This is a genomic window from Saliniramus fredricksonii (assembly GCF_900094735.1).
Classification (GTDB): domain Bacteria; phylum Pseudomonadota; class Alphaproteobacteria; order Rhizobiales; family Beijerinckiaceae; genus Saliniramus; species Saliniramus fredricksonii.
Map to the genome: position 1 here is coordinate 1,627,922 of NZ_FMBM01000002.1, position 26,334 is coordinate 1,654,255.

Annotated in this window: 21 protein-coding genes and 1 pseudogene; 14 read left to right on the forward strand and 8 right to left on the reverse strand. The window is 65.9% G+C overall.

Features of this window, described 5'->3' with window-relative positions:
* The first annotated feature begins 110 nt into the window (after positions 1-110).
* From GA0071312_RS14010 to GA0071312_RS14030, 5 genes and pseudogenes are all read left to right on the forward strand, one after another.
* Entirely contained in the window at positions 111-728 is a 618-nt protein-coding gene (locus GA0071312_RS14010; RefSeq protein ID WP_074445464.1) for an anthranilate synthase component II, read from the forward strand.
* 17 nt (positions 729-745) lie between these two features.
* Positions 746-1,759 (forward strand): anthranilate phosphoribosyltransferase, encoded by a 1,014-nt coding sequence (gene trpD, locus GA0071312_RS14015; protein WP_074445465.1) that lies wholly within the window; start codon positions 746-748, stop codon positions 1,757-1,759.
* Positions 1,760-1,763: 4 nt separating this feature from the next.
* Entirely contained in the window at positions 1,764-2,573 is an 810-nt protein-coding gene (trpC, locus tag GA0071312_RS14020) for an indole-3-glycerol phosphate synthase TrpC (protein WP_074445466.1), read from the forward strand.
* 38 nt (positions 2,574-2,611) lie between these two features.
* Positions 2,612-3,048, forward strand: a pseudogene (gene moaC / locus GA0071312_RS14025) (cyclic pyranopterin monophosphate synthase MoaC).
* Between the two features lie 5 nt (positions 3,049-3,053).
* Entirely contained in the window at positions 3,054-4,283 is a 1,230-nt protein-coding gene (locus GA0071312_RS14030; RefSeq protein ID WP_074445467.1) for a molybdopterin molybdotransferase MoeA, read from the forward strand.
* A gap of 15 nt (positions 4,284-4,298) precedes the next feature.
* Here GA0071312_RS14030 and GA0071312_RS14035 read toward each other — a convergent pair whose 3' ends face one another.
* Both GA0071312_RS14035 and GA0071312_RS14040 read right to left on the reverse strand, forming a co-directional pair.
* Positions 4,299-6,368, reverse strand: coding sequence for a 3-hydroxyacyl-CoA dehydrogenase NAD-binding domain-containing protein (locus GA0071312_RS14035; RefSeq protein WP_238947308.1), 2,070 nt, complete (start codon positions 6,366-6,368; stop codon positions 4,299-4,301).
* A 54-nt stretch (positions 6,369-6,422) separates the two neighbouring features.
* On the reverse strand, positions 6,423-7,625 hold the full coding sequence (locus GA0071312_RS14040; protein WP_074445469.1) for an acetyl-CoA C-acyltransferase: 1,203 nt from the start codon (positions 7,623-7,625) through the stop codon (positions 6,423-6,425).
* A gap of 312 nt (positions 7,626-7,937) precedes the next feature.
* Between GA0071312_RS14040 and pimC the strand changes: the two genes are divergently transcribed.
* Genes pimC through GA0071312_RS14065 form a run of 5 tightly spaced genes read left to right on the forward strand, consistent with a single transcriptional unit; the run spans position 7,938 to position 12,807 of the window.
* On the forward strand, positions 7,938-9,137 hold the full coding sequence (gene pimC, locus GA0071312_RS14045; RefSeq protein ID WP_074446197.1) for a pimeloyl-CoA dehydrogenase large subunit: 1,200 nt from the start codon (positions 7,938-7,940) through the stop codon (positions 9,135-9,137).
* A 9-nt stretch (positions 9,138-9,146) separates the two neighbouring features.
* Positions 9,147-10,295 carry an acyl-CoA dehydrogenase family protein gene (locus GA0071312_RS14050; protein WP_074445470.1) on the forward strand — a complete coding sequence of 383 codons (1,149 nt, stop codon included), beginning with the start codon at positions 9,147-9,149 and terminating at the stop codon, positions 10,293-10,295.
* A 37-nt stretch (positions 10,296-10,332) separates the two neighbouring features.
* Positions 10,333-11,565: an acyl-CoA dehydrogenase family protein gene (locus tag GA0071312_RS14055; protein ID WP_420819972.1), complete on the forward strand. Its 1,233-nt coding sequence runs from the start codon at positions 10,333-10,335 to the stop codon at positions 11,563-11,565.
* Entirely contained in the window at positions 11,562-12,329 is a 768-nt protein-coding gene (locus GA0071312_RS14060) for an SDR family NAD(P)-dependent oxidoreductase (RefSeq protein ID WP_074445472.1), read from the forward strand. The genes GA0071312_RS14055 and GA0071312_RS14060 overlap by 4 nt, the downstream gene beginning before the upstream one ends.
* 31 nt (positions 12,330-12,360) lie before the next feature.
* Entirely contained in the window at positions 12,361-12,807 is a 447-nt protein-coding gene (locus GA0071312_RS14065) for a PaaI family thioesterase (protein WP_238947222.1), read from the forward strand.
* A 6-nt stretch (positions 12,808-12,813) separates the two neighbouring features.
* Here the strand turns inward: GA0071312_RS14065 and rnhA are convergent, their stop codons facing one another.
* Genes rnhA through ispH form a run of 3 tightly spaced genes read right to left on the reverse strand, consistent with a single transcriptional unit; the run spans position 12,814 to position 15,179 of the window.
* Positions 12,814-13,248 (reverse strand): ribonuclease HI, encoded by a 435-nt coding sequence (gene rnhA, locus GA0071312_RS14070; protein WP_074445473.1) that lies wholly within the window; start codon positions 13,246-13,248, stop codon positions 12,814-12,816.
* Complete coding sequence (locus tag GA0071312_RS14075; protein WP_074445474.1) at positions 13,245-14,210, reverse strand: homoserine kinase; 966 nt, start codon at positions 14,208-14,210, stop codon at positions 13,245-13,247. Before GA0071312_RS14075 ends, rnhA begins: the two co-directional genes overlap by 4 nt.
* A 3-nt stretch (positions 14,211-14,213) precedes the next feature.
* A complete protein-coding gene (gene ispH, locus GA0071312_RS14080; protein ID WP_083204696.1) occupies positions 14,214-15,179 on the reverse strand; it encodes a 4-hydroxy-3-methylbut-2-enyl diphosphate reductase in 966 nt (321 codons plus the stop codon).
* Positions 15,180-15,352: 173 nt separating this feature from the next.
* Between ispH and GA0071312_RS14085 the strand changes: the two genes are divergently transcribed.
* Positions 15,353-16,297 carry a lipid A biosynthesis lauroyl acyltransferase gene (locus GA0071312_RS14085; protein ID WP_074445476.1) on the forward strand — a complete coding sequence of 315 codons (945 nt, stop codon included), beginning with the start codon at positions 15,353-15,355 and terminating at the stop codon, positions 16,295-16,297.
* A 4-nt stretch (positions 16,298-16,301) separates the two neighbouring features.
* Here GA0071312_RS14085 and GA0071312_RS14090 read toward each other — a convergent pair whose 3' ends face one another.
* Entirely contained in the window at positions 16,302-17,207 is a 906-nt protein-coding gene (locus tag GA0071312_RS14090; RefSeq protein WP_074446199.1) for a LysR family transcriptional regulator, read from the reverse strand.
* A gap of 153 nt (positions 17,208-17,360) precedes the next feature.
* Between GA0071312_RS14090 and GA0071312_RS14095 the strand changes: the two genes are divergently transcribed.
* The 3 genes from GA0071312_RS14095 to glcF all read left to right on the forward strand — a co-directional run bounded on the left by GA0071312_RS14095 (position 17,361) and on the right by glcF (position 21,521).
* On the forward strand, positions 17,361-18,794 hold the full coding sequence (locus GA0071312_RS14095) for an FAD-linked oxidase C-terminal domain-containing protein (protein WP_074446200.1): 1,434 nt from the start codon (positions 17,361-17,363) through the stop codon (positions 18,792-18,794).
* A gap of 190 nt (positions 18,795-18,984) precedes the next feature.
* Positions 18,985-20,172 (forward strand): glycolate oxidase subunit GlcE, encoded by a 1,188-nt coding sequence (gene glcE / locus GA0071312_RS14100; protein ID WP_074445477.1) that lies wholly within the window; start codon positions 18,985-18,987, stop codon positions 20,170-20,172.
* Positions 20,173-20,216: 44 nt separating this feature from the next.
* Entirely contained in the window at positions 20,217-21,521 is a 1,305-nt protein-coding gene (gene glcF / locus GA0071312_RS14105; RefSeq protein ID WP_074445478.1) for a glycolate oxidase subunit GlcF, read from the forward strand.
* A 19-nt stretch (positions 21,522-21,540) separates the two neighbouring features.
* Here glcF and treY read toward each other — a convergent pair whose 3' ends face one another.
* Both treY and malQ read right to left on the reverse strand, forming a co-directional pair.
* Entirely contained in the window at positions 21,541-24,255 is a 2,715-nt protein-coding gene (gene treY, locus GA0071312_RS14110) for a malto-oligosyltrehalose synthase (protein WP_074445479.1), read from the reverse strand.
* Positions 24,252-26,333: a 4-alpha-glucanotransferase gene (gene malQ / locus GA0071312_RS14115; protein ID WP_074445480.1), complete on the reverse strand. Its 2,082-nt coding sequence runs from the start codon at positions 26,331-26,333 to the stop codon at positions 24,252-24,254. Before malQ ends, treY begins: the two co-directional genes overlap by 4 nt.
* Position 26,334 lies beyond the last annotated feature (1 nt).

Below are 26,334 nucleotides of genomic sequence, written 5' to 3' on the forward strand. Positions count from 1 at the left end.
CATCTCGGCCTTACGCGAAACACGCCCCCCGCCTTTTACCCTTCCCCCACGCCCGTGCTCTTGCTATGCAAACGGCAAGGATAAACACCAGTCAGGCAAGGGGGGAAGCGGTGAGCAGGGTTCTCGTCATCGACAATTACGACTCCTTCACCTGGAATCTCGTGCATCTGATCAGCCGCTTCACGCGCGATATCACCGTCCTGCGCAATGATCAGGCGAGCGCATCGGACGTGCTGGATAGCGGCCATGACGCGATCGTGCTCTCGCCCGGCCCCTGCACCCCCAATGAAGCCGGGATCTGCCTTGATCTGATCCGCGAAGGCGCGGGCCGCGTGCCGATCTTCGGGGTCTGTCTGGGCATGCAGGCAATCGGCCAGGCCTTCGGCGCCGATATCGTGCGCGCGCCACTGCCCTTGCACGGCAAGACCAGCCCCATCCGCCATCGCGGCGAGGGCGTCTTCGCCGGGTGCCCGGAATCGCTGGAAGCCACGCGCTACCATTCTCTTGTGATCGCGCGCGAGAGCTGCCCGGCGGAACTCGTGATCACGGCCGAAAGCGATGACGGGCTGATCATGGGCGTCGAGCATCGCACCCTGCCCGTCTGTGGCGTGCAGTTCCACCCCGAGAGCATCATGACGCCGGATGGTGGCACGCTGCTTGGCAATTTCTTCGACAAGGCGGCGCGCTGGCGCAACCGGGCCCCCGCCGCCGCGACCGCCCCCGCCTGAACCCGGCAGATGTGAGCATGGACAGTTTCAAACCCTATATCGCCAAGGTCGCCACCGGCGCGACGCTTTCGCAGGAAGAAGCCCGCGCGGCCTTCGACGCGCTGCTTTCCGGCGAGGTCACCCCCTCCCAGGCCGGCGCCTTCCTGATGGCCCTGCGCGTGCGCGGCGAGGCGCTTGACGAGATCACCGGCGCGGCTTCGGCCATGCGCGCGCGGATGCTGCCGGTCAAGGCGCCCTCCGATGCGATCGACATCGTCGGCACGGGGGGCGATCATTCCGGGACCTACAATATCTCCACGCTCGCCGCCTTTATTGTCGCTGCCTGCGGCGTGCCGGTGGCCAAGCACGGTAACCGCGCCGCCTCCTCGAAATCGGGCGCGGCGGATGTGCTGAGCGCGCTCGGCGTCACCATCGGGCGTGAACCGCATACGCTGGAACGCTGCCTCGAACAGGCCAATCTCTGCTTCATGTTCGCGCAGACGCACCATGCCTCGATGCGCCATGTCGGGCCCTTGCGCGTGGAGCTCGGCACACGCACGATCTTCAACCTGCTCGGGCCCCTGACCAATCCGGCCAGTGTCCGGCGCCAGCTGCTGGGCGTGTTCTCGGATGTCTGGATCGAGCCGCTGGCGAAAGTGCTCGGACAGCTTGGCTCGCAGAAGGTCTGGGTCGTGCACGGCTCCGACGGGCTCGACGAGATCACCACCACCGGCGAGACCCATGTCGCGGCGATCGAGAACGGCACATTCTCGCGCTTTACCATCCACCCGGAAAGCGTGGGCATTGCGCTGGCCGATCCGCGCGACCTGAAGGGCGCCGATCCCGAGCACAATGCCAGGGCGATGCGCGTCGTGCTCGACGGGGAGAAATCGCCCTATCGCGACATTGCGGTGATCAATGCCGGCGCCTCTCTCGTCGTCGCCGAGAAGGCGCGCGATCTCAAGGAGGGCGTCGCCATGGCCGCCGAGGCGATCGATTCCGGGGCGGCCAAAGCCACGCTCGACAAGCTCGTCGCCGTTTCCGGAGCCTGATGCGATGGCCGATATCCTGAAGAAGATCGAGGCCTACAAGCGCGAGGAAATCGCCATCGCCAAGGCGATGGTCTCGCAGGCCGAAATCGAGCGCTTCGCCGCCGCGGCTTCACCGCCGCGTGGTTTTGCCGATGCGATCGAATTGCATATCGCGCAGGGCCGCCCGGCGCTGATCGCGGAAATCAAGAAGGCGAGCCCGTCCAAGGGGCTGATCCGCGAGGATTTTGATCCGCCGGCGCTGGCGCGCGCCTATGCCGAGGGCGGGGCGAGTTGCCTGTCGGTCCTGACCGACGAGCCCTCCTTCCAGGGCAAACCGAAATATCTCGGCCAGGCCCGCGAGGCGTCCGGCCTGCCGGCGCTTCGCAAGGATTTCATGTTCGAGCCCTATCAGGTCTGGGAGGCCCGCGCCTGGGGCGCCGATTGCATCCTGGTGATCATGGCGAGCGTCACCGACCAGGAAGCGCGCGCGCTCATCGAGACGGCCGATGCGTTGGGCATGGACAGCCTCGTCGAGGTGCATGACCGCATTGAGCTCGACCGCGCCCTGACCCTGCCGGCGAAGCTGATCGGCATCAACAACCGCGACCTGCGCAGCTTCGAGGTCTCGCTGGAGACGAGCGAGACGCTCGCGCCGCTGATCCCGGATGACCGGATCATCGTGGGCGAGAGCGGTATCTTCACGCCCGTTGACATTGCTCGCCTGCGCAAGGTGCGGATCGAAACCTTCCTCGTCGGCGAGAGCCTGATGCGGCAGGATGATGTCGCGGAGGCCACGAAGGCCTTGCTGTCGCTGGAGGACGGAGCCGCCGCATGAGCGATCTCACCCATCTCGATGCCTCCGGCCAGGCCAATATGGTCGATGTCTCGCAAAAGCAGGTCACCTCCCGCGTGGCCATCGCCGAGGGGCGCATCATCACCCGGCCCGAAACCATCGCCATTATCCGCTCGGGTGACGCGAAGAAAGGCGATGTGCTCGGCGCCGCGCGGCTCGCGGGCATCATGGCGGCCAAGCGCACGCATGAGCTCATCCCGCTATGCCATCCGCTGATGATCACCAAGGCGAAGGTCGATTGCGTCGTCGATGAAGAACTCCCCGGCGTGCGCGTTACCGCCGAGGTGCGTGTCGGCGGGCAGACGGGGTCGAGATGGAGGCGCTGACCGCCGTCTCCGTCGCCTGCCTGACGATCTACGACATGGTCAAGGCGGTGGACAAGGAGATGGTCATCGAGGGCGTGCGCCTGCTCGAGAAGGCCGGCGGTCGCTCGGGCCATTACAAGGCGGAAGGCTGACCAGCATGGCGCTGCTCCCCGTCGCCGACGCTCTGGCGCAGGTTCTGGCGAGCATCGACGGGCCCGTCCCGGAGGAAATGGTACCGCTCGCCGCCTGCCACGGGCGCAGCCTCGCGCGCGATCTCGCAGCAAGGCGCACGCAGCCGCCCTTCGCTGTCTCGGCCATGGACGGCTACGCCGTGCGCGCCGCTGATTGCGCGACCATTCCCGCAACGCTGACCGTGATTGGCGAGAGCGCCGCCGGGCGCGGCTATCGCGGCGATATAGGCCCGGGCGAGGCGGTGCGCATCTTCACCGGCGCACCCTTGCCCACGAGCGCCGATGCGATCGTCATCCAGGAGGATACGCAGGCCCTCGACGACGGGCGGGTGGAGATCCGCGAGGCGCCCCCTGTCGGCCATTATGTGCGCCCCGCCGGGCTCGATTTCGCGCAAGGCGCCATTCTCCTGGAAGCCGGGCGGGCCCTTGATGCCGGCGATATCGCGCTCGCTGCCGCGATGAATCATGCGAGCCTGCCCGTGCGCCGCAAGCCACGCGTCGCCATCATCGCAACGGGGGATGAACTGGTGCTGCCCGGCGAGGAGCCGGGGCCGGATCAGATCGTTGCTTCCAATATCTACGCGCTCGCCGCGATCATCACCCGTGCCGGGGGTGAGGCGATCGATTGCGGCATCGCCCGCGACACGCGCGCGGATGTCCTGCGCGTCGTCGATGCGGCGCGCGCATCGGAGCCCGATATCCTGATCACGCTCGGCGGCGCCTCGGTCGGCGCGCATGATCTGGTGCAGGAGACCCTGAGCGGCATCGGGCTCGAACTCGGCTTCTGGCGCATCGCCATGCGGCCTGGCAAGCCGCTGATGCACGGCAAGCTCGGCGGCTTGCTCTTCCTCGGCCTGCCGGGTAACCCGGTCTCGGCCATGGTCTGCGCCATCCTCTTCCTCGCCCCCGCGATCCGCGCACTGCTCGGTGACCCGCTGGCGCCGCAGGGCGCGCCGCGCCACCCGGCCATTCTCGGCATTGACCTCAAGGCGAATGACAAGCGCGAGGATTACATGCGCGCAAAGCTCACGCCGCGCCCCGGCGGGCTTCCATTGGTCGAGCCTTTCGCGCGCCAGGACAGCTCGATGCTCGGCCACCTCGCCCGCGCCAACGCGCTTCTCATCCGCGCGCCCTTCGCCCCGGAGGCGAAAGCCGGCGAACCGGTGGAATATCTCCGGCTCGCCGATATCTTCTGAGACCGCGCACGATCCTCACATTTCGCTGATACGCTTGCCCTCTTTCGCGGTACGTACCAGCAATTCCGCCGGCTCGAAATCGGGGCCAAGGCTCTTTGCATAGGTTTCGAGCGCCGCGACGACCTTGTCGAGGCCGATCGTGTCGGCATAGAACATCGGGCCGCCGCGATAGACCGGCCAGCCATAGCCCGTCAGCCAGACGATATCGATATCGGAAGCGCGAAGGGCCTTGCCCTCCTGCAGGATCTTCGCGCCCTCGTTGATCATCGGATAGATGCAGCGCTCCAGGATCTCCTGGTCGCTGATGGCGCGGCGCGTGATCCCCTTGGCGCGCGACAAATCGAGGATGATCTCCTCGGTCACCTTTGAGGGCGTCGCCTTGCGGTTCTCGTCGTAATCATAGAAGCCCTTGCCGTTCTTCTGGCCGCGCCGGTCGATCTCGCACAGCCGCTCCTTCGCGGTCTCGCCGGTGGAATTCTCCGGCGTCCAGCCGAGATCGAGCCCGGCGAGATCGGCCATGGCGAAGGGGCCCATGGGCAGGCCGAAATCATGGAGCACCCGGTCGACATCCCAGGGCATCGCCCCTTCCATGATCAGGTTGTTGGCCTCGCGCTGGCGCTCCGAGAGCATACGGTTGCCCACGAAGCCATGCGCGACGCCGACGCAGACCGCCACCTTGCCGATGCGCTTGCCAAGCGCCATCGCCGTGGCGACGACGTCCTTTTCCGTCTTCTCGCCACGCACCACTTCGAGCAGGCGCATGACATTGGCCGGCGAGAAGAAATGCATGCCGAGCACGTCACCCGGGCGGCTCGTGACCGAGGCGATCTTGTCGATATCGAGATAGGAGGTGTTGCTCGCCATGATCGCGCCCGGCTTGCAGATGCCGTCGAGCTTCGTGAAGATCTCCTTCTTCACCTCCATCAGTTCGAACACCGCCTCGATCACGAGATCGCAATCGGCCAGATCATCGAGCGCAAGGCTCGGCGTGATCAGCGCCATGCGTTTTTCGACATCCTCCATGGAAAGCCGCCCGCGTTTGGCGGAATTCTCGTAATTCTTGCGGATGGTGGCGAGCCCGCGATCAAGCGCATCCTGATTCGTCTCGACGATGGTGACGGGGATGCCGGCATTGAGGAAATTCATCGAGATGCCGCCCCCCATCGTCCCGGCGCCGATCATGCCGACGCGGGCGATTTCGCGGGTGGGGGTGTCCTTGGGGATATCCGGGATCTTGGCCGCCTCGCGCTCGGCGAAGAACGCGTAGCGTTGCGCCGCCGATTGCTCGCTGGCGACGAGCTTTTCGAACAACGCGCGCTCGAATTTGAGCCCCTCCTCGAACGGCTTCTCGACAGCGGCCTCGACGGCCTGGATGCAGGCCTCGGGGGCCTCGAAGCCGCGGAACTTGCGGGCGTTCTTCTTGCGGAATTCCGCGAAGATCTCCGGCTTGCCGCGCGCAGGCGCAATCGCCTCGTCGAGGTCGCGCACCTTCTTCAAGGGCGCCCCGGAAGCGATGACCTCACGCGCAAACGCGATGGCATCCTCGCGCAGATTGCCTTCCGCGACGAGCTTGTCGAACAGACCCATAGCCGCCGCGTCCTTTGCCGTCACATGCGCGCCCGAGGTAATCATCTCGAGCGCCTGCTCGGCACCGACGATGCGCGGCAGGCGCTGCGTGCCACCCGCACCGGGCAGGATGCCAAGCTTGACTTCCGGCAGGCCGCATCTGGCCGAGGGCACCGCGACGCGGTAATGGCAGGAGAGCGCCAGCTCCAGCCCGCCACCCAAAGCCGTGCCGTGGATCGCCGCGATCACGGGCTTGGGCGCGGCCTCGATCACCGCCTGCACGGCGGAGAGGCTGGGATCCTTCGGCGGCTTGCCGAATTCGGTGATATCGGCGCCGGCGCAGAAGGTGCGGCCCGCGCAGGTCAGCACGATCGCCTTCGCCGCATCATCCGCGACGGCCTGCTCGACCGCCTGCGCGATGCCGGCGCGCAGCTGCGCCGAGAGCGCGTTGACGGGCGGGGAATCGAGGGTGATGACGGCGATTTCGCCTTCGCGGGTCAAATCCACGACGTCATTGATGGCGGTCATGGTGGTCTCCAGTATCTCGTTATCGGTTCAAATCTCGCGGCGCGATCAGAAAATCTCGAACAGGCCGGCAGCGCCCATGCCGCCGCCGACGCACATGGTCACGACGCCGTATTTCGCGCCGCGCCTCTTGCCCTCAATCAGCAGATGCCCCGTCATGCGCGCGCCCGACATGCCATAGGGATGGCCGATGGAAATCGCGCCGCCGGATACGTTGAGCCGGTCATTGGGGATGCCGAGCTTGTCGCGGCAATAAAGCACCTGCACGGCGAAAGCCTCGTTCAGTTCCCAGATGCCGATATCATCCACGCTGAGCCCGTGCTGCTTCAACAGTTTGGGCACGGCAAAGACCGGGCCGATACCCATTTCGTCGGGCTCGCAACCCGCCACGGCCATGCCGCGATAAGCGCCGAGCGGCGTCAGCCCGCGCTTTTCCGCCTCGCGCGCCTCCATCAGAACGCTCGCGCTCGCGCCATCGGAGAGCTGGGAGGCGTTGCCGGCGGTGATACAGGCGCCTTCCGCGATCACCTGCCCGTCCTTGAAGACCGGCTGCAGCTTTTCGAGATCGGCGAGCACCGTCTGCGGGCGGTTGCCCTCGTCGCGCTCCAGTGTCACATCGCGGCGCGAGGTCTCGCCGGTCGCCTTGTCGATGACGAGCATGCTGGAGGGCAGCGGCGCGATCTCGGAATCGAAGCGCCCCTCTGTCTGCGCCTGCGCGGTGCGCTGTTGCGATTGCAGCGCATACTCGTCCTGCGCCGCGCGCGAGATGCCGTAGCGCTTCGCCACGATTTCCGCTGTCTCCAGCATGCCCATATACATGTGCGGCACGCGTTCCAGCAGGGCGGGATCCTGCGCGCGGAAGCGGTTGGCCTTGTCGTTCTGGACGAGCGAGATCGATTCGAGCCCGCCACCGACCGCCGTCATCATGCCGTCCGCGACAATCTGCTTGGCGGCGGTCGCGATCGCCATCAGGCCGGAGGCGCATTGCCGGTCCAGCGACATGCCGGCGACGCTCACCGGCAGGCCCGCAGCGAGTGCGCTCTGGCGGGCGATATTGTAGCCCGTCGAACCCTGTTGCAGGGCCGCGCCCATGATCACGTCGTCGATCTCGCCAGGCTCGACCCCGGCGCGCGCCACGGCCTGGGCGATGGCATGGCCGCCGAGCGTCTGGGCCTGGGTGTCGTTGAAGGCGCCGCGATAGGCCTTGCCGATCGGCGTGCGGGCGGTGGAGACGATGACGGCCTCGCGCATGATATCCTCCTCGAAACGGCGCCCGTCGCGCGGGCGCTTCTGTCGCAGAATCTGACCGGTTTTCTCGCGGCACTATGCCGAAGCCGGCGTGTTCGCGTGCGCGGCATTTGCGAAAACGCGGATTGGGCGAACACACCCGATGTGATTGCGCGATGTCGCGTTGACAAGCGCAGACCGCCTTCCTAGTTTCGAACGCACTGCAAAACATGGTTTTGCTATGCGAAATATAGATGATTTGCAAGTCGCCATCCGCTCGCGCAATCCTTTGCAACAATGCGGCAGGCACGGGCAGCTCTGCGGAAGGAGAGACAGATGGATCTGAGATTCACCGAGAAAGAAATCGCCTTTCGCGACGAGGTCCGCGCCTTCTTCCGCGAGAACCTGCCGGAATCGATCCGCACCAAGCTGACGCTGGGCAAACACTTTTCCCGGGACGACATGGTCACCTGGATGCGCATCCTCAATGCGAAAGGCTGGGCTGCGCCGCACTGGCCGGTGGAATATGGCGGCACGGACTGGGACCCGGTGCAGCAATACATCTTCCGCGAGGAACTCCTTGCCGCACCCGCCCCCGAACCGCTCTCCTTCGGTGTCAGCATGGTCGGGCCGGTGATCTACACCTTCGGCAACCAGAAGCAGAAGGACTATTTTCTGCCGCGCATCCGCAACATGGATGACTGGTGGTGCCAGGGCTTTTCCGAGCCCGGCGCCGGCTCCGATCTCGCCTCTTTGAAGACCCGCGCCGTGCGCGAGGGCGATCATTACATCGTCAACGGCCAGAAGACCTGGACCACGCTCGGCCAGCATGCCGACTGGATCTTCTGCCTGGTGCGCACCAATCCGGATGCGCCGAAGAAGCAGATGGGCATCTCCTTCCTGCTCATCGACATGAAATCCCCCGGCGTCACTTTGCGCCCGATCCAGACGCTGGATGGCGGGCATGAGGTCAACGAGATCTTCTTCGACGATGTGAAAGTGCCCGCCGAGAACCTCGTCGGCGAGGAGAATAAAGGCTGGGATTACGCCAAATTCCTGCTCGGCAACGAGCGCACGGGCATCGCCAGGATCGGCATCTCCAAGGAGCGCGTGCGCCGCATCCGCCGCCTCGCCAGCGCCGAAAAGGCGGGCGAGCGTCCGCTGATCGAGAATCCGCGTTTCCGCGAGAAGCTCGCCGCGCTTGAAGTGGAACTCAAGGCACTGGAAATGACGCAGCTGCGCGTCGTGGCCGAGGCGCGCAACCGCCCCTCCGACAAGCCGGACCCGGCTTCCTCGATCCTGAAGATCAAGGGCTCGCAGATCCAGCAGGCGACAACGGAGCTCCTGCTCGACGTGGTCGGCCCCTACGCCCTGCCCTTCACCCCCGAGGAAGAGGGCCGCAACGAGCCTCCGATCGGGCCGGAATGGGCGCAGATGATCGCACCGAACTATTTCAACACCCGCAAGGTCTCGATCTACGGCGGCTCGAACGAGATACAGAAGAACATCATCGCCAAGGCGATACTCGGGCTCTGAGGACAGGTCATGGATTTCGATCTCAACGACGAACAACGCATGCTCAAGGACAGCGTCGAGAAGCTGCTCGGCGCACGCTACGATTTCGACAAACGCCGCAGGATTTCCGATTCGCCCGAGGGTTTCGACCGCGAGATCTGGAGCGCCTTTGCGGAAATGGGCCTGCTGGCCCTGCCCTTTTCCGAGGATGACGGCGGCATGGGCGGCGGCCCGGTCGAGACCATGATCGTGATGGAGGCGTTCGGGCGCGCCCTCGTGGTCGAGCCTTATCTCGCAAGCGTGATCCTTGCCGGCGGCATCCTGCGCCGGGCCGGATCGCCCGAACAGCGCGCGGAGCATATCGCCGCCATTGCCGGCGGCGAGACACTCTACGCCTTCGCCCATCACGAGCGCCAGGCGCGCTATGATCTCCATGACGTCGCCACCATGGCGCGTGCCGATGGCGAGCATTACGTGATTTCCGGCGAGAAGGGGCTGGTGCTCTCCGGCGACAGCGCCGATCGGCTGATCGTCTCGGCGCGCAGCTCCGGCAACCAGCGCGACGAGGCGGGCATCTCGCTCTTCCTCGTCGATGCGAAGGCGGAAGGCGTGAGCCGGCGCGGCTATGCCACGCAAGACGGCGCGCGCGGGGCAGAAGTCACGTTCGACAATGTGCGCGTCCCGGCTTCTGCCTTGATCGGCACCCGCGACGAGGCCTTCCCGGTGATCGCGCGCGTCATCGAGGAAGCCATTGCGGCCCTGTGCGCCGAAGCCGTCGGCGTGATGGCGGACATGCACGAGGCGACCGTCGAATACATGAAGGTCCGTAACCAGTTCGGCACCCATATCGGCAGCTTCCAGGTGCTCCAGCACGCGGCAGCCGACATGTTCATCGCGCTCGAACAGGCGCGCTCCATGGCGATGTTCGCCTCGATGATGGTGCAGGAGGAAGATGCCCGCGAGCGCGCTCGCGCCATCGCCGCATCGAAAGTGCAGATCGGGAATTCCTGCCGCTTCGTCGGCCAGAACGCAGTGCAGCTGCATGGCGGGGTGGCGGTCACCATGGAATACAAGGTGGCGCACTCCTTCAAGCGTGCGACCATGATCGAGAAGCTGTTCGGCGATACCGACCACTACACCACGCGGCTCGCCGATCTCGGCGGCGTGATCGGGGAATGAGCAAGACGGGGGATCCATGTCGGGGGAATCGGGAATGATGGAAGACGCGCTGTTTTCAGCGCGTGCGCACGAACTGCGCGAACGCGTGATCGCCTTCATGGAAGAGCATATCTATCCGGCGGAGAGCGTCTTCGAGGAACAGCTTGATGCCGCGTCCTCGCGCTGGAGCGCACCGCCGATCATGGAAGAGCTGAAAGCGAAGGCGAAGGCGAAGGGCCTGTGGAACCTGTTCCTGCCCAGGCGCGAATATCCCGACAGCCTGACCAATTACGAATACGCCCATATCTGCGAAGTCATGGGCCGCTCGCCGATCGGCCCCGAGCCGTTCAACTGCTCGGCTCCCGATACCGGGAATATGGAGACGATCGCGCGCTACGGCACGCCGGAGCAGAAGAAGGCCTGGCTTGAGCCCCTGCTCGAAGGGGAAATCCGCTCCTGCTTCGCCATGACGGAGCCCGATGTCGCCTCGTCGGACGCCACCAATATCCGTACCCTGATCAGCCGCGACGGCGATGATTACATCATCAACGGGCGCAAATGGTGGACCTCCGGCGCCATGGATCCGCGTTGCAGGATCGCCATCCTGATGGGCAAGACCGATCCGGATGCCGAGAAGCACAAGCAGCAATCCATGATCCTCGTGCCGATGGACACGCCCGGCGTCACCGTCGAGCGCGCGCTGACCGTGTTCGGCTATGACGATGCGCCCCACGGCCATGCCGAGGTGACTTTCGACAATGTCCGCGTCCCCGCCTCCAACATCCTGCTCGGCGAGGGGCGCGGCTTCGAGATCGCCCAAGGGCGCCTCGGGCCGGGGCGCATCCACCATTGCATGCGCGCCATCGGCGTGGCCGAGCGCGCGCTCGAGACCATGATCAAGCGGGCCCTGTCGCGCGAGACCTTCGGCCGCGCCATTGCCGATCACGGCGTCACCCGCCACTGGATCGCGGAATCGCGCATGGAGATCGACCAGGCGCGCCTGCTCACGCTGCATGCGGCCAAGATGATGGATGCGGTGGGCAACAAGGCCGCGCGGGCCGAGATCGCCATGATCAAGGTGGTCGGCCCCAACATGGCGCAGAAGGTGATCGACCGTGCCATCCAGGTCTGCGGCGGCGGCGGTGTCGCCCAGGATTTCCACCTTGCCTATGCCTATGCCCGCTCGCGCATCCTGCGCCTCGCCGACGGGCCGGACGAGGTGCATCGCGAGACCGTGGCCAAGCTCGAACTCAAGAAACACATGCAGCAACGTCCGCGAGGCGCGGCATGAGTGCGCGCCATCCCTTCGATCTCACGGGAAAGCGCGCGATCATCACCGGCTCGAGCAAGGGGATCGGGCGCGCCATTGCCATGACCATGGCCGATCTCGGCGCGAAGGTGGTGATCTCCTCGCGCAAGCGCGAAGCCTGCGAGCCGGTGGCGCAGGAGATCAGTGAGCGCGGCGGCGAGGCGATCGTCCTGCCTTGCAACATCTCCCGGCGCGAGGAAGTCACCGCACTGATCGCGGGCACGGTCGAGGCCTATGGCGGCATCGACATCCTCGTCTGCAACGCGGCGGTGAACCCGTATTACGGGCCGCTGGCGGAGATTGATGACGGCGCCTTCGACAAGGTGATGAATTCAAACGTCAGGAGCAATCTCTGGCTCTGCCGCGATGCGCAGCCCCATCTCGCAAAAAACGGCGGCGCCGTCGTGATCATCTCCTCGATCGCGGGCTTGCGCGCCTCCGACAATATCGGCGCCTATGGCATCTCCAAGGCCGCCGATTTCGCGCTCGCCCGCCAGCTCGGCGCGGAATGGGGGCCGCAGAACATCCGTGTCAACTGCATCGCGCCCGGTCTGATCAGGACCGATTTCGCCCGCGCGCTCTGGGAAGATCCGCAGCGCCGGTCGCTGCGTGAGGAGACGACCCCCTTGCGCCGGATAGGTGATCCGGAGGATATATCCGGCGTGGCGGCCTTCCTCGCCTCCCCCGCCGCCGCCTTCATGACGGGCACCGTCGTCACGGTCGATGGCGGTGTGACCATTGCCTGATCGCCCGCCAGGGCCACGAACGAAGAAAACGATGATGAAAACGGATGATTTCGAGGATCCCGGCCTGCTCGCCATGACGGGAGAAGGCCCCACCGGTTTCCAGCGCGCTATGGCCTATCGCTTGGCCGAATGGCGAGAGGGCGAGGCCGTGCTCGAAATGGAGATCGCCGAGCAGCACCGCAACCGGGTCGGCGTCGTCCATGGCGGCGTGCTGGCCGCCCTGATCGATACGGCTTGCGGCTTCTGCGGCTCCTATACCGACACGCCAGGCGAACAACGTGGCGTCGCCACCCTGTCGCTGACCACCAGCTTCACGGCGCCGGCCCGCGCGGGCGTGCTGCGGACCATCGGCAAGAAACGCGGCGGCGGGCGCAACACCTTCTTCGCTTCGGCAGAAGTGTTCGATTCAGATGGCGTCATGGTCGCCTTCGGCGAAGGCACGTTCCGTTATCGCACGAAGAAGACGACGGAGTATTGATCCCGCTCAGCGCGGCGGGATGCCCTCATTGGCGAGCGCATCAACGCGGTGATTGAGCGGATCGTCGGCATGGCCCTTGACCCAGTGCCATGACACGTCGTGGCGGTTGCGGGCCTCGTCGAGGCGGCGCCAGAGATCCTCGTTCTTGACCGGCTTGCGATCCGCCGTCTTCCAGCCCCGCGCCTTCCAGCCCTGCATCCAGCTGGTGATGCCCTGGCGGACATATTGGGAATCGGTGAAGAGATCGACCGCACAGGGGCGCTTGAGCGTCTCCAGCGCCATGATCGCAGCCATCAGCTCCATGCGGTTATTGGTGGTCAGTTCCTCGCCGCCCTTCAGCGCGCGCTCCTTGCCGTTATAGATCAGTAGCGCCCCCCAGCCGCCGGGGCCCGGATTGCCCTTGCAGGCTCCGTCCGTATAGACCGTCACGCGCTGGTTCATCGCACAAGCCCGTAATCGCGCGCCGATTCCACACGGCGGTGGAAGCCGAGCTTGCGATCGTATTCCAGCGGATCCTTCGGGCGCACCAACGCGCCGGGTGGCACGTTCAGCCAGTCGACCAGCCGCGTGAGCATGAAACGCAGGGCAGAACCCCGGCACAGGATCGGCAGCGCCCCGGCCTCCGCATCCTCCAGCCGGCGCACGCGCTCATAGCCGGCGAGCATCGCCTTGGCCTTGGTGACGTTGAAGCTGTGATCGGCCTCGAAGCACCAGGCGTTCAGGCAGATGGCGAGGTCATAGGCAAAATAATCGGTACAGGCGAAGTAGAAATCGATGATGCCCGACACCTCCTCCCCGATGAAGAAGGCGTTGTCCGGGAAGAGGTCCGCGTGGATCACGCCCTCGGGCAGACCGCGCGGCCAGTTCAGTTCGAGAAAGGCGAGTTCCTCGCGGATGCGCCGCGTCAGGCCGGGAGCGACCTGCTCGGCGCGATCCTCCGCTGCGGCGAAGAGCGGCGGCCAGCCGGTCAGCGAGAGCGCATTCGTGCGCCGCATCCCGAAATCCGCTCCGGCCTCATGCATCTGCGCGAGCGCGGCCCCGAGCGCACCGCAATGGGTTGCGTTGGGCCGGCGGATGGCGAGGCCTTCGAGGAAGGTGAAGATCGCCGCCGCGCGTCCGCATAACCGCCCGAGTTTCTCTCCGTCGCGCGTGCGCAGGGGCTGGGGGCAATTCAGGCCGCGCCGGGCGAGGTGCTCCATCAGATTGAGAAAGAACGGCAACTCGTCTTCGCGCACGCGCTTTTCATAGAGCGTGAGAATGAAATCGCCCTGCGATGTGTGGAGATAGTAATTCGTGTTCTCGACACCTTCGGCGATACCCTTGAAGGCGAGCACATCGCCGATCTCGTATTGCGCCACGAAAGCGAAGAGCGCGTCCTCCGGGACTTCGGTATAAACCGCCACGGCTCACTCCGCAGCCGCGTCGCGCAATTCGCGCGGCAGGGGAAAGAACACGTCTTCTTCCGTCGTGGTCACCGTCTCGACGGTGACAGCGTAATGCTGCGCGAAAGCATCGATGATCTCCTCGACCAGCACTTCCGGCGCCGAGGCGCCCGCCGTGATCCCGAGCGTGGAAATCGCGCCATAGCGCGTCCAGTCGATATCCTCGCCCCGATTGACCAGCGTCGCGAGCGGGCAGCCGGCGCGCTCGGCCACTTCGCGCAGGCGCTGGGAATTCGAGGAATTGGGCGAACCGACCACGATCAACGCATCCACCATGGGTGCCACCTTCTTCACCGCCTCCTGGCGATTGGTGGTGGCGTAGCAGATGTCCTCCTTGTGAGGCGCGATCATCTTCGGAAAGCGCGCCTGCAGAGCCGCAACGATCTGCGCGGTATCGTCGACGGAGAGCGTCGTCTGCGTCACGAAGGCGAGATTGTCGGGATCGGGCGGATCGAGCCGGGCGACGTCGTCGAGCGTCTCGACCAGCGTGATCGTACCTTCCGGCAGCTGCCCCATCGTGCCGACCACCTCCGGATGACCCGAATGGCCGACGAGCAGGACATGGCGCCCGCGCTTGGCGTGGATTGCTGCCTCGCGATGCACCTTGGTAACGAGCGGGCAGGTCGCGTCGATGGCGAACATGCGCCGGCGCATCGCTTCTTCCGGGACCGATTTCGGCACGCCGTGCGCCGAGAAGATCACCGGCGCGTCGCCATCGGGAATCTCGTGCAATTCCTTGACGAAAACCGCGCCCTTGTTGCGCAGGCTCTCGACCACGTATTTGTTGTGCACGATCTCGTGACGGACATAGACCGGCGCGCCATGGATCGCCAGCGCCTTTTCCACGGCATCAATCGCGCGCACCACGCCAGCGCAGAAACCGCGCGGGGCGCACAGCAGAATCGATAGCGGCGGCAAAGGTTTTTTCATCGGCGTATCCATCCTAGACGGGATGTGGCGAGATGCCCCTCCATGTCAAGCATTTCGGCACCGATTGCGGCAAAACACCCGCGTCTTTTGCTGCCCGGACTTGACCGCGTCGCCGTGATGGTGAAGAGACGGTGTCACAACGTCTCCTCCCGTCTTCAAGGAACAAGATCAGCGTGTTCGCCTGGCGCCTTCGCCTTGCCCGTTTCGCCGCGCGCAGCCTCGATCTGCTCGCCGCCTTCGGTATCCGGATCCTGTTTGCTCTCGCGCGCTCTCTCGGGGCCGACCGCGCGGCGGATCTCGGCGGCTTTCTCGCGCGCAATCTCGGCCCGCTCTTCCCCGCCCACCGTACGGCGAAGGACAATATCCGCCGCGCCTTCCCTGGCATCAGCGCGGCCGAGGTGAAGCGGATCACGCACGAAGCCTGGGACAATCTCGGCCGCACCGCCGCCGAATACGCCCATCTCGACACCCTGATCAATTTCGACCCGGACAATCCCGATGCCGGCAATGTCGAGATCAGCGGCATTGATCATTTCGAGGCGCTGCGGGACGACGGCAAGCCGGGCATCATCTTCGCCGGCCATTTCGCCAATTGGGAACTGCCCGCGATCTGCGCCGCACGTTACGGGCTCGAAGCCACGGCGGTGTTTCGCGCACCCAATGCGATCGCCGTTGCCAAGGCGATTCACGAGGTGCGCAGCCAGACCATGGGCGGGCTCGAAGCCGCGCGGCAGGGCGCGGCCTTTGCGATGCAGGGGGTTCTGGAGCGCGGCGGACATCTGGGCATGCTGATCGACCAGCACTTCACCCGGGGCGTGATTGTCGATTTCATGGGCCGCCCCGCCCTGACCAATCCGGTCCTCGCGAAATTTGCCAAACGCTTCGAATGCCCCGTCCACGGGGTGCGCGTCGTGCGTCTGCCGGGGCGGCGCTTTCGCCTCGAACTCACCCCGCCCCTCGACCTCCCGCGCGACGCGAATGGCGAGATCGACGTGCCCGGCGCCATGCAGGCGATGACCCGCGTCGTCGAGGGCTGGCTGCGCGACAATCCCGAACAATGGCTGTGGATGCACCGGCGCTGGCGTCCGAAACTGACCGGCGAGAAGCTGGAAGAGTGAGCCTCTAAAGATCGAGCCCTGCATCCCAGTAGGGTGTCGGGCCGTAGAGTGCCTGCAGGAATTCGATGAAGACGCGCAGCTTCTGCTCCACATGCCGGCGCGATGGATAGAGCGCGTGCACGCCCAGCCGCGCCGAAGACCCGTATTGCGGCAGGACGCGCACCAGCGCGCCGGATTTCAGCTCCGGCCCCACATCCCAGGTCGAGCGCAGCGCGATGCCCCCGCCGGCGAGAACCGCTTCGCGCACGACCTCGCTCGAATTCGTGCGCAGCCGGCTCGTGATCCGCACCGTGGCCGGCCCTTCCGGTCCCTCGAGCCGCCATTCGGAGCCGTTATGGATCAGGAGGGCATGATCGCCGAGATCACCCAGGCCCTGCGGCTTGCCAGCGCGGGCGAGATAGGAGGGCGCGGCGCACAGCACGCGGTGGGCGGGCGCGAGCCGCCTTGCAATCAGGCTCGAATCACCGAGATCCGCGATACGGATCGCGAGATCATAGCCCTCGCCAATAATGTCGACGAAGGCGTCGGTCAGCGTCATGTCGAGACTGACGGCGGGATGCGCATCCAGAAAGCGCTGCATGAAAGGGGCGATATGCAGACGCCCGAAGGATGTCGGTGCGGATATGCGCAGCAATCCCCGCGCTTCCGCAGCCCCCTGCCCGGCTTCCGACTCCGCTTCCTCGATCGCCGAGAGTATGCCCACGACGCGTTCGTGAAACCCTTGCCCCGCCTCGGTCAGGGAGAGCTGGCGGGTCGTGCGTTGCAGCAGGCGCACCCCGAGCCGCTCCTCAAGCCGCCGAATGCGTTTCGAGATCACCGCCGGGGACAGACCCGTCTCGCGCCCCGCCTGTGACATGCTGCCCGCAGCTACGACGCGGGCGAAAATGTCGAGATCGCCGAACCGGTCCATCGCTTCCCCCTGATTCGCCGCATGGTGCTTTTTCATTCGGCGATTATTTCCATCACGGAAACAATCTACCGCGATCTCATCACCTGCACAGCCCGCGAATTCGCGCTATATTGCAAAGAAAATCACCGACGTTTCGTTGGACGGGAGGACACCATGTCGATCGCGTTTCCCAAGCCCGATGCCGGGATTGTCGCACGCCGCGAGGAGATCATCGCCGGGCTCGCGAGATTGTTGCCGCCCGAATGCCTCGTCACTTCCGAGGATGAGCGGCGCGCCTATGATACCGATGCGCTGACCTCCTATCGCAAGATGCCGCTCGCCGTCGCCTTGCCGCGCACGACGCAGGAAGTGTCAGACGTGATGCGCTTCTGCCACGAGAACGGCGTCAAGGTAGTCGCACGCGGCGCCGGGACCTCGCTCGCCGGCGGCGCCATCCCGCAGGAGGATGCGGTGGTGATCGGTGTGGCCAAGCTCGCCGGCGTGATCGAGATGAATTTCGCTGATCGCTATGCGCGCGTGCAATCCGGCATCACCAATCTCGCCATCAGCGGGGCGGTGGCGCATGAGCAATTCTTCTACGCCCCCGACCCGTCGAGCCAGCTCGCCTGCACCATTGCCGGCAACATCGCCATGAATTCCGGCGGGGCGCATTGCCTGAAATACGGGGTCACCACCAACAACCTGCTCGGTGTCACCATGGTCCTCGTCGACGGCACCATCGTCGAGCTCGGCGGCCCGCATCTCGATGCGCCGGGCTATGACCTGCTCGGCCTGATCACCGGCTCCGAGGGCCAGCTCGGCATCGTCACCGAGGCGACGGTGCGCATCCTGCGCCAGGCGGAGGGCGCGCGCCCGGCCCTGATCGGTTTCGATTCGGCTGAGACCGCAGGCGCCTGCGTCGCCGCGATCATCGGCGCCGGCATCATCCCGGTGGCGCTCGAATACATGGACCGCCCGGCCATCCAGGTCTGCGAGGCCTTCGCCAAGGCCGGCTACCCGCTCAATGTCGAGGCGATGCTGATCGTCGAGGTCGAGGGTTCGGACGCGGAGATCGAGGACCAGCTCGCCCGCATCGTCGCCATCGCCGAGGATTTCTCGCCGCAGACGCTGAAGGTGGCGCAATCGGAAGCGGAATCCGCCGCGATCTGGAAGGGCCGCAAATCCGCCTTCGGCGCCACCGGGCGCATCGCCGATTACATCTGCATGGACGGCACCATCCCCACCGGACAATTGCCCCATGTGCTCAAGCGCATCGACGAAATCGTCAAATCCTACGGGCTCGGCGTCGCCAACGTCTTCCATGCCGGCGACGGCAACCTGCATCCGCTGGTGATGTTCGATGCGGCCAAACCCGGCGACATGCAGAAGGCCGAGGATGCCGGCTCCGACATCCTCAAGCTCTGCGTCGAGGTCGGCGGCTGCCTCACCGGCGAGCACGGGGTGGGGATCGAGAAGCGCGACCTGATGACCTACCAGTACAACAGCCAGGATCTCGCCCAGCAACTGCGCGTGCGCGGCGTCTTCGACCCCGGCTGGCTGCTCAACCCCGCCAAGGTCTTCCCGCTCGAAGGGCGGGACGCGGCATGATGGGGCATGTGCGGGAACTCTCCCCTCTTCCTTGTGGAGGGCCGGGGGTGAGGGTGGAACCGGGGCGCGTGATGATCGATCGCCCAAACCTTCATGAGCGCCCCTCACCCCCATCCCCTCTCCACGGAGGGAGAGGGGAGCCGCCCTTCATCACCCCCTCGAGGACACCCCAACCGGAAAGGCGTAGCGCATGACCAGCGTGCATGAACCGGCGAGCGAGGAAGCTGTCGCGGAAATCGTCGTCGCCGCCCGGGCAGATCGCATGCCGCTGAGCCTCGCCGGTGGCGATACCATGGCGGGAATCGGGCGGCCGGTGCAGGCGGCGGCGACGCTCACCTCGCGCAAGCTGAAGGGCATCACCCTGTATGAGCCGGCGGAGCTGGTGATCGGCGCGCAAGCGGGCACGCCGCTGGCCGAGATCGAGGCGGCGCTCGCAGAAAAGGGCCAGCGCCTGGCCTTCGAGCCACCGGATTACCGCGCGCTGCTCGGCACCGAAGGCGAGCCCACGATCGGCGGGGTGGCCGCGGCCAATCTCTCCGGGCCGCGCCGGATCATGGCGGGGGCCGCGCGCGACGCGCTGATCGGGGTGCGTTTCGTCAACGGCCATGGCGAGATCGTCAAGAATGGCGGGCGGGTGATGAAGAACGTCACCGGGCTCGATCTGGTCAAGCTGATGGGCGGTTCCTGGGGCACGCTGGGGCTGTTGACGGAAGTGATCTTCAAGGTCCTGCCGATCCCGGAAACCTCCGCCACGCTGGTCTATTCCGGCCTCGACGACGAGCGCGCGATCGCCGCCTTGTCCGAGGCGCTGGGCTCCCCCTTCGAGGTGACGGGCGCGGCGCATATTCCGGTCGGCGAAGGCTATCAGACGGCGCAGACGCTGATCCGCATCGAGGGTTTCGAACCCTCCGTCGATTACCGCCTTGGCGAATTGCGCGACGCGCTGGCCGATTACGGCGATCCGGCGACGCTGCCGGGCGAGAGCGGCGATGCGCTGTGGCGCGGGCTGCGCGATGGCGGGCCGCTGATCAGCCTGTCGGATCAGGCGATCTGGCGCATCTCGACGCGCCCCGGCGCCGGCCCGGCGCTCGCCGCCGGGATTCGCGCGAAGGTCCAGGGCTGGCACTATTTCGACTGGGGCGGCGGGCTGATCTGGATCGCGACGCCCGCCGATGACGAAGCGGCGGAGAGCGTTCGCGCCGCAACGCGAGCCCATGGCGGTCACGCTACCCTGATGCGCGCCATGCCGGAATTGCGCGCCGCCATCGACGTGTTCGAACCGCTTCCCGAGCCGCTGATGCGGATCTCGCGCGAGATCAAGACCCGATTCGACCCCGACGGCATCTTCAATCCCGGACGGATGTATGCCGGCATCTGAGCTCGCCACCCGCCCGCCCGTTTCCCGATTTGTGAGTCGCATCCATGCAGACCAATTTCGCACCTGAACTGCTCGAAAATCCGGATATGCGGGAATCAGAGACGATCCTGCGCACCTGCGTGCATTGCGGGTTCTGTACGGCGACCTGCCCGACCTATTTGCTTCTGGGCGACGAACTCGACAGCCCGCGCGGGCGCATCTATCTGATGAAGGACATGCTGGAGAACGGCAAGCCGGCTTCCGAGCAGGTCGTCACCCATATCGACCGCTGCCTCTCCTGCCTGTCCTGCATGACCACCTGCCCCTCGGGCGTGCATTACATGCATCTCGTCGATCATGCCCGCGCGCATATCGAGGAAACCTATCAGCGGCCCTGGCACGACCGGCTGATGCGCAGCCTGCTCTCGGCCATCCTGCCCTATCCGGGCCGATTCCGCCTCGCCCTGTTCGGCGCCTATCTCGGCAAGCCCTTCAAGGGCGTGGCGAAGGCGCTGCCGAAAGTGGGGCCGCGCATGGGCGCGATGCTCGATCTCGCCCCGGGGCGCCTGCCCACGCGCTCGGCCCAGGAGGGGCCGGGGGTGTTCGCCGCGCAAGGCGAAGAACGCGGGCGCGTGGCGATCCTTCAGGGCTGCGCCCAGACCGTGCTCGATCCCGGCATCAACGAAGCGACGATCCGCCTGCTCAACCGTCATGGCATCACCGTCACGCAGGTGGCCGGCGAGGGCTGTTGCGGGGCGCTGGTGCACCATATGGGGCGTACGGAAGACAGCCACGATTTCGCCCGCCGCAATATCGACGTCTGGATCCGCGAGGTCGAGGAGAACGGCCTCGACGCGATCATCATCACGGCTTCGGGCTGCGGCACCACGATCAAGGATTACGGCCACATGTTCCGCGAGGATGCGGACTATGCCGAGAAGGCGGCCCGGGTCTCGGCGCTGGCAAAGGACATCACCGAATATCTCGAAACCCTGACGCTGCAACCGACGGGCGAGGCGGACAAGCTCACCGTCGCGTATCATTCCGCCTGCTCGATGCAACACGGCCAGCAGATTCGCGAGGCGCCGAAGAAGCTTCTGAAGAAGGCGGGTTTCAAGGTGAAGGACGTGCCCGAGAGCCATATCTGCTGCGGCTCGGCGGGCACCTACAACATCCTGCAGCCGGAAATCGCCGAACAATTGCGCGCCCGCAAGGTCGGCAATATCGAGCGCACCCGCCCCGACATCATCGCCACCGGCAATATCGGCTGCATGACGCAGATCGGCAAGGGCACCGAAATCCCCATCGTTCACACCGCCGAACTGCTCGACTGGGCCACCGGCGGCCCGCGCCCGCAGGCTTTGGAGTGAGCCGGGGGATCCATGCGGATCAACTGCTCACCTTCAATCCGAAAGGCAGCGTCGCCAGAAGCTCCGCGAGGGGGAGTTCCGGATCCAGGGGCGCTTCCGCGACATCGCTCGAAGCCCCCTTCAAGGCATCGCGCATCTGGGTGCCCTGCATGTCCGGCGGGATCAGGATGCGCGTATCGCCCCACCATTGCGGATCGGGCAGCGGCGTTGCGCCGGCATCGACGGCGCCGCTCGCACAACGCGGTGCAACGGCGATCAGCAGCGAGGACGAATACCGCCGTGCGAAGGCGATGGCATGGCCCGCGCGGGTGCCTGCCACCTCGAGCGGCACGTATTCGCCCGCCGCAAACCGCGCCGGCGCGTCGCTGCGCAGTTTCAGGAGCCGTGCGATCAGCGCCTGCTTGATGCGTCCGTCGCGCCAATGCGGCAAAAGCATTTCGAGCGAAGGCTCTCGCGAGAGCGCTGTCATCCGCGCGGCGTAATCCACCGGGCGGCGGTTATCGGGATCGACCAGCGAGAAATCCCAGAATTCGCACCCCTGATAGAGATCGGGCACGCCCGGCACGAGATTGCGCAGGAAGGCCTGGCTCAACCCGTTGAGGGCACCGGCCGGCGCGATCTGCTGCACATGGCCGTGCATCGACTCAAGAAACGGCAGGCTGCGATCGGGATCACCGATCTTTTCGAGAAACGCACGGCAGGCCGCTTCGTATTCCGCGTCAGGCTCGCGCCATGACGAGCGCAGCTTGCTCTCGCGCAAGGCCTTTTCCTGCCATCCGGCAAGGCGTTCGCGGAAGGCTGCGAGGCCCTGCGCATCATCGGGCGCGAGGTCGAGCGGCCAGGCGCCGACCATCATCTGATAGAGCATGTATTCATCAGCCGGGTCGATCACTTCGCCGGAGAGCCGGCGGTTGCGTTCGAACCATTCCGCGACGGCCTCCGCCCAGCCGCCGGGATCCTCGCTGATCACCGCGAGCCGCGCGCGCACATCTTCGCCGCGTTTGTGGTCATGCGTCGCGGTGGTGACCATACCGGCGGGGTGCTCGGTCGCGGTCCGGCTCGCAGCCATGTGAAAATCATCGACCGCAATGGCGAGCGCATCGACATCGAAGCCGACATCATTGCGCGAGATCAGGCGCCCGTAGCGATAGAAGGCCGTATCCTCCACGGCCTTGGCGGCGATCGGCGCGGTGAGTTGCTGGAAGCGCGCCACCGCCTCCCCGCGCGCCTGCGCATCCGCTGTCCCGATGCCGGAAAGCCAGCCGGCGACCAGGTCGACGACGCCCTCCTCGCCGGGCGCGCTCATTGCCCTCGCGGCATCAACCGCTTGCGCGAGATGGGGCGCATCAGATCCCGGTGACGCGCCTTCGGTCGCATAGGTGCGGTAGACGGGGAAGGCCACGATCAACGCGGTCAGCGCCCGGCGCAGCGCCGCGAGGGTGATGTCGCGCGTCTCCAGCGAGGCTTGTGTCATGGCGTGGAAGGCGCGGGCGCAGGCGTCGAGCTGGCCGGAAAAGTCGCGCACCAGCAATTCGTTGCGCGCATCCGCCTCCTCGCTCCCGAAATCGGGATAGCGCCCGCTGACTTCGCTCCACAATTCCGACAGCGCATCGGCGGCGTGCGGATCGTGCAAAACGGCGCTGGCGCGATCCATGAATTCGTATCCGGTGGTGCCGTCGCAATCCCAGTCGAGCGGCAGGGTCTCGTCGCGTCCGAGAATCTTCTCGACGATCAGCCAGGCCCGTTCGCGACCCGCCTCTTTCGGGCGCAGTTCCGTCAGGGCGTCGAGGCGCTCGCGCAGATGCTGGCAATAGCCGGCCGGGTCGCGCAGACCGTCGATGTGATCGATGCGCAGCCCGTCGACCAGGCCCTCGCGATAGAGCCGCAGGATGGTGGCGTGGATCATGTCGAAAACGCGCGGGTCCTCGACCCGCAAGCCGGCAAGCTCGGTAATGTCGAAGAAGCGACGCCAGTTGATCATGTCGCCGGCAACCCGCCACCAGGCCAGCCTGAAATGCTGGCGCTCCATCAGCGCATGCAGGATCTGCGGGTCGCGATGCGCATCGAGCACAGCCCCAAGCCGATCCCCCATCGAGGCGGTGACCCGGCAGGCCTCGATGAAACCGGCGCGGCCTTCCGCCGCGTCGAAGCGCTGCGCCAGCGCCTCGAAATCCTCCCCGCCGGCACGCAGGATCGCAGGGTAATCTTCCGGGCGAATCGGGAAGCGGTGATGGTGATAGGCGATGGTGAAGCTCTCCAGCGCTTCATCGAAGACGAGAGCGAGATCGCCCGCCGCGAGCACCGTGCCATAGGGCTCGCCGAGGAAGGGCGCCAGCAGCTTGCCCTTCAGGGCCTCATCAGGCGTATCCCAGTCGATGTCGAAGAACGAGGCATAGGGGCTTGACTGCCCGTTTTCGAGCACGTCGAGCCACCACGCATTATCCGCGCCGCCCACAGCCATGTGGTTGGGCACGATATCAGCGATCAGCCCCATGCCATGGGCGCGCAATTGTGCAACAAAAGCGCGAAGGCCCGGCTCGCCGCCGAGTTCCTCGTCGACCCGCGTCGGATCGACTCCGTCATAGCCGTGCGAGGATCCGCTGCGCGAGGACAGGATCGGCGAGGCGTAGACGTGACTGATCCCGAGACCCGCCAGATAGGGCACGATCGCGCATGCATCGGCGAACGTGAAGACGTCATTGAATTGCAGCCGATAGGTCGCGCGCGGCGTCATGCCTGCTCCTTCTCACGCTTGCCTTGTGCACGCGGGCGCGCAGCCGCCAGACGCGCCAGACGCGCCTTCGCGACCGGGCCCGTCGCGGGCTCTTCCGGAAGGCGCCTGCGCCAGTTGGGGTGGGTATCGATGGTCCCGGGCAGGTTCGGCTGCTCGCGTGCACCGGCGATATCCTCCGCCGACGCGATGGCGAGGGTGCAGGCGCTGCGGGCGATATAGTCGAGGGCGGCATCGATCACCGCATCGGGATGCGCGACATCCGGAATGGATTCCTGTGTCAGCCCGTAATCGGATACACTCTCCCAGAAGCGGAGCCGGTCATAATGGCGCTCGGCCATCTGGATCCCGGCATCCTCGGTGCTGGGAAGCTGACCGAGCCTGTCGCGCCAGGCGATGTCGTTGCCCTGCCACCAGCCGGTGATGGTGGGCAGATCATGCGTCGTGGTCATCGCCACCGCATTGACGTCCCAGTGCTGCGGCGCGCGGAAGCGCCCGTCATCCTCGCGCTCGAACAACAGCACCCGCATCCCCATCACCCCGGCCTGGTCGATGCGCCCGCGGAACCCGTCGGGCACCGTGCCGAGATCCTCGCCGATGACGATGGCCTGATTGCGATGCGATTCGAGGGAGACGATGCGCAGCATGTCGTCGAGCGGGTATTGCAGATAGACGCCCTCCGTCGAAGGCATGCCCCATGGCACCAGCCAGAGCCGCGACAGCCCCATCACATGATCGATGCGCACACCGCCAGCCGTGCGCATCGCGGAACGCAACGTGGCGATGAATGGCGCAAAGCCGTGTTCCTGCAGGGCCTTGGGCGAAAAGGTCGTGAGACCCCAATCCTGCCCGAGCGGACCCAGCGGATCCGGCGGCGCACCTATGCTGACGCCCTGCAGGATATCGTCGGGACGGCTCCAGGCATGGCTCCCGCCGGCATCCATCCCGACCGCGAGATCGGCGATCATGCCGATTCCCATTCCCGCCTCCCGGGCCGCGCTCTGGGCCGAACCAAGGGAGCGCTCGGTGAGCCATTGCAGGAAAGCGTGGAACACGACCTCATGTGCATGCTCCTGCGCAAATGCCTGCACGGCAGGCGCCTGCGGGTGCCGATAGGCCTCCGGCCAGCCCTGCCAGCCGCGCGGCTCGCCGAGGCTCCGGGCAAAATGTGCGTGCAGCGCCTCGTAGGTCGCATGCTCTTCGAGCAGCGCCCCGCCCTCGGCGCGATAGCGGGCAAAATCCGCGCGCAGATCGGGCGGCCCCTCGGCGGTGAAGCGCTCGAAGAGACGGCGCAACGCATCGCGCTTGCTCCGCCCCTCGCGGGCCCAGTCGATCAAGGGCGCACCGGGCGTGTCACAGCGGGCGATGGCGGCAAAATCCGCGTCGAACACGGCCCCCGGATCGGCCATGAGCACGTTGTGGAACAGCCGCGTCGAGGGCGCATAGGGGCTCGAACGCCCCGGATCGGCAGCATAGAGCGCATGGGACGGGCTGACGGCCACGGCATCCGCCCCGGCTTCGCCCAAAGCCCGGGCATAATCGCGCAGGGAGCCGGCATCGCCGAAGCTCGAATAGGGCGTCGGCGGCAGGGCGTAGATCTGCGCTGCGACGCCGAACGCCCTGCGGGCATCGCCATCCGTTTCCCCGAACGCGTCGATGAGACCATAGGCACGGGTCGGCGCGACCGCCAGGGTGAGGGTATCACCGTCGAGTTCGACCAGGTGATAGCCAGGCTCGAGGATGGGCGGGATGGTCATGCCGCCGGCACTGGGCACCAGCCGCATCTCGCGACGCTCGCCGGTCTCCAGCCGCAATTGCGCGAGCGCGTGATGGCCGAGGTCGGGCGGCAGCAATGTGGGCACGCCGCAATCCGTCGTCAGAAAGCGTAAACCTACTCCAGATTGCATATCGTGGAGCGCGGCGAAGCTCTCCCCGATCTCCGACTCCGACCCGGCGGCGTAGCCGATCGCGTTGAGCGCCGCGCGCAATGTATCGTCGCCGACCTCGCGTCGCTCGCCTCGATAATCAGTCCAGGCGAGTGTCAGGCCGGCGGCCTGGGCGAGATCGCGCAAATGGGTCATC

Excerpts from the sequence above, each read along its gene's own strand:
- trpD (WP_074445465.1), top strand. The coding sequence starts at position 746 with ATGGACAGTTTCAAACCCTATATCGCCAAGGTCGCCACCGGCGCGACG.
- trpC (WP_074445466.1), top strand. The coding sequence starts at position 1,764 with ATGGCCGATATCCTGAAGAAGATCGAGGCCTACAAGCGCGAGGAAATC.
- GA0071312_RS14030 (WP_074445467.1), top strand. The coding sequence starts at position 3,054 with ATGGCGCTGCTCCCCGTCGCCGACGCTCTGGCGCAGGTTCTGGCGAGC.
- GA0071312_RS14040 (WP_074445469.1), bottom strand. The coding sequence starts at position 7,625 with ATGCGCGAGGCCGTCATCGTCTCCACCGCCCGCACGCCGATCGGCAAG.
- pimC (WP_074446197.1), top strand. The coding sequence starts at position 7,938 with ATGGATCTGAGATTCACCGAGAAAGAAATCGCCTTTCGCGACGAGGTC.
- GA0071312_RS14050 (WP_074445470.1), top strand. The coding sequence starts at position 9,147 with ATGGATTTCGATCTCAACGACGAACAACGCATGCTCAAGGACAGCGTC.
- GA0071312_RS14055 (WP_420819972.1), top strand. The coding sequence starts at position 10,333 with ATGGAAGACGCGCTGTTTTCAGCGCGTGCGCACGAACTGCGCGAACGC.
- GA0071312_RS14060 (WP_074445472.1), top strand. The coding sequence starts at position 11,562 with ATGAGTGCGCGCCATCCCTTCGATCTCACGGGAAAGCGCGCGATCATC.
- GA0071312_RS14065 (WP_238947222.1), top strand. The coding sequence starts at position 12,361 with ATGATGAAAACGGATGATTTCGAGGATCCCGGCCTGCTCGCCATGACG.
- rnhA (WP_074445473.1), bottom strand. The coding sequence starts at position 13,248 with ATGAACCAGCGCGTGACGGTCTATACGGACGGAGCCTGCAAGGGCAAT.
- ispH (WP_083204696.1), bottom strand. The coding sequence starts at position 15,179 with ATGAAAAAACCTTTGCCGCCGCTATCGATTCTGCTGTGCGCCCCGCGC.
- GA0071312_RS14090 (WP_074446199.1), bottom strand. The coding sequence starts at position 17,207 with ATGGACCGGTTCGGCGATCTCGACATTTTCGCCCGCGTCGTAGCTGCG.
- GA0071312_RS14095 (WP_074446200.1), top strand. The coding sequence starts at position 17,361 with ATGTCGATCGCGTTTCCCAAGCCCGATGCCGGGATTGTCGCACGCCGC.
- glcE (WP_074445477.1), top strand. The coding sequence starts at position 18,985 with ATGACCAGCGTGCATGAACCGGCGAGCGAGGAAGCTGTCGCGGAAATC.
- glcF (WP_074445478.1), top strand. The coding sequence starts at position 20,217 with ATGCAGACCAATTTCGCACCTGAACTGCTCGAAAATCCGGATATGCGG.
- treY (WP_074445479.1), bottom strand. The coding sequence starts at position 24,255 with ATGACGCCGCGCGCGACCTATCGGCTGCAATTCAATGACGTCTTCACG.
- malQ (WP_074445480.1), bottom strand. The coding sequence starts at position 26,333 with ATGACCCATTTGCGCGATCTCGCCCAGGCCGCCGGCCTGACACTCGCC.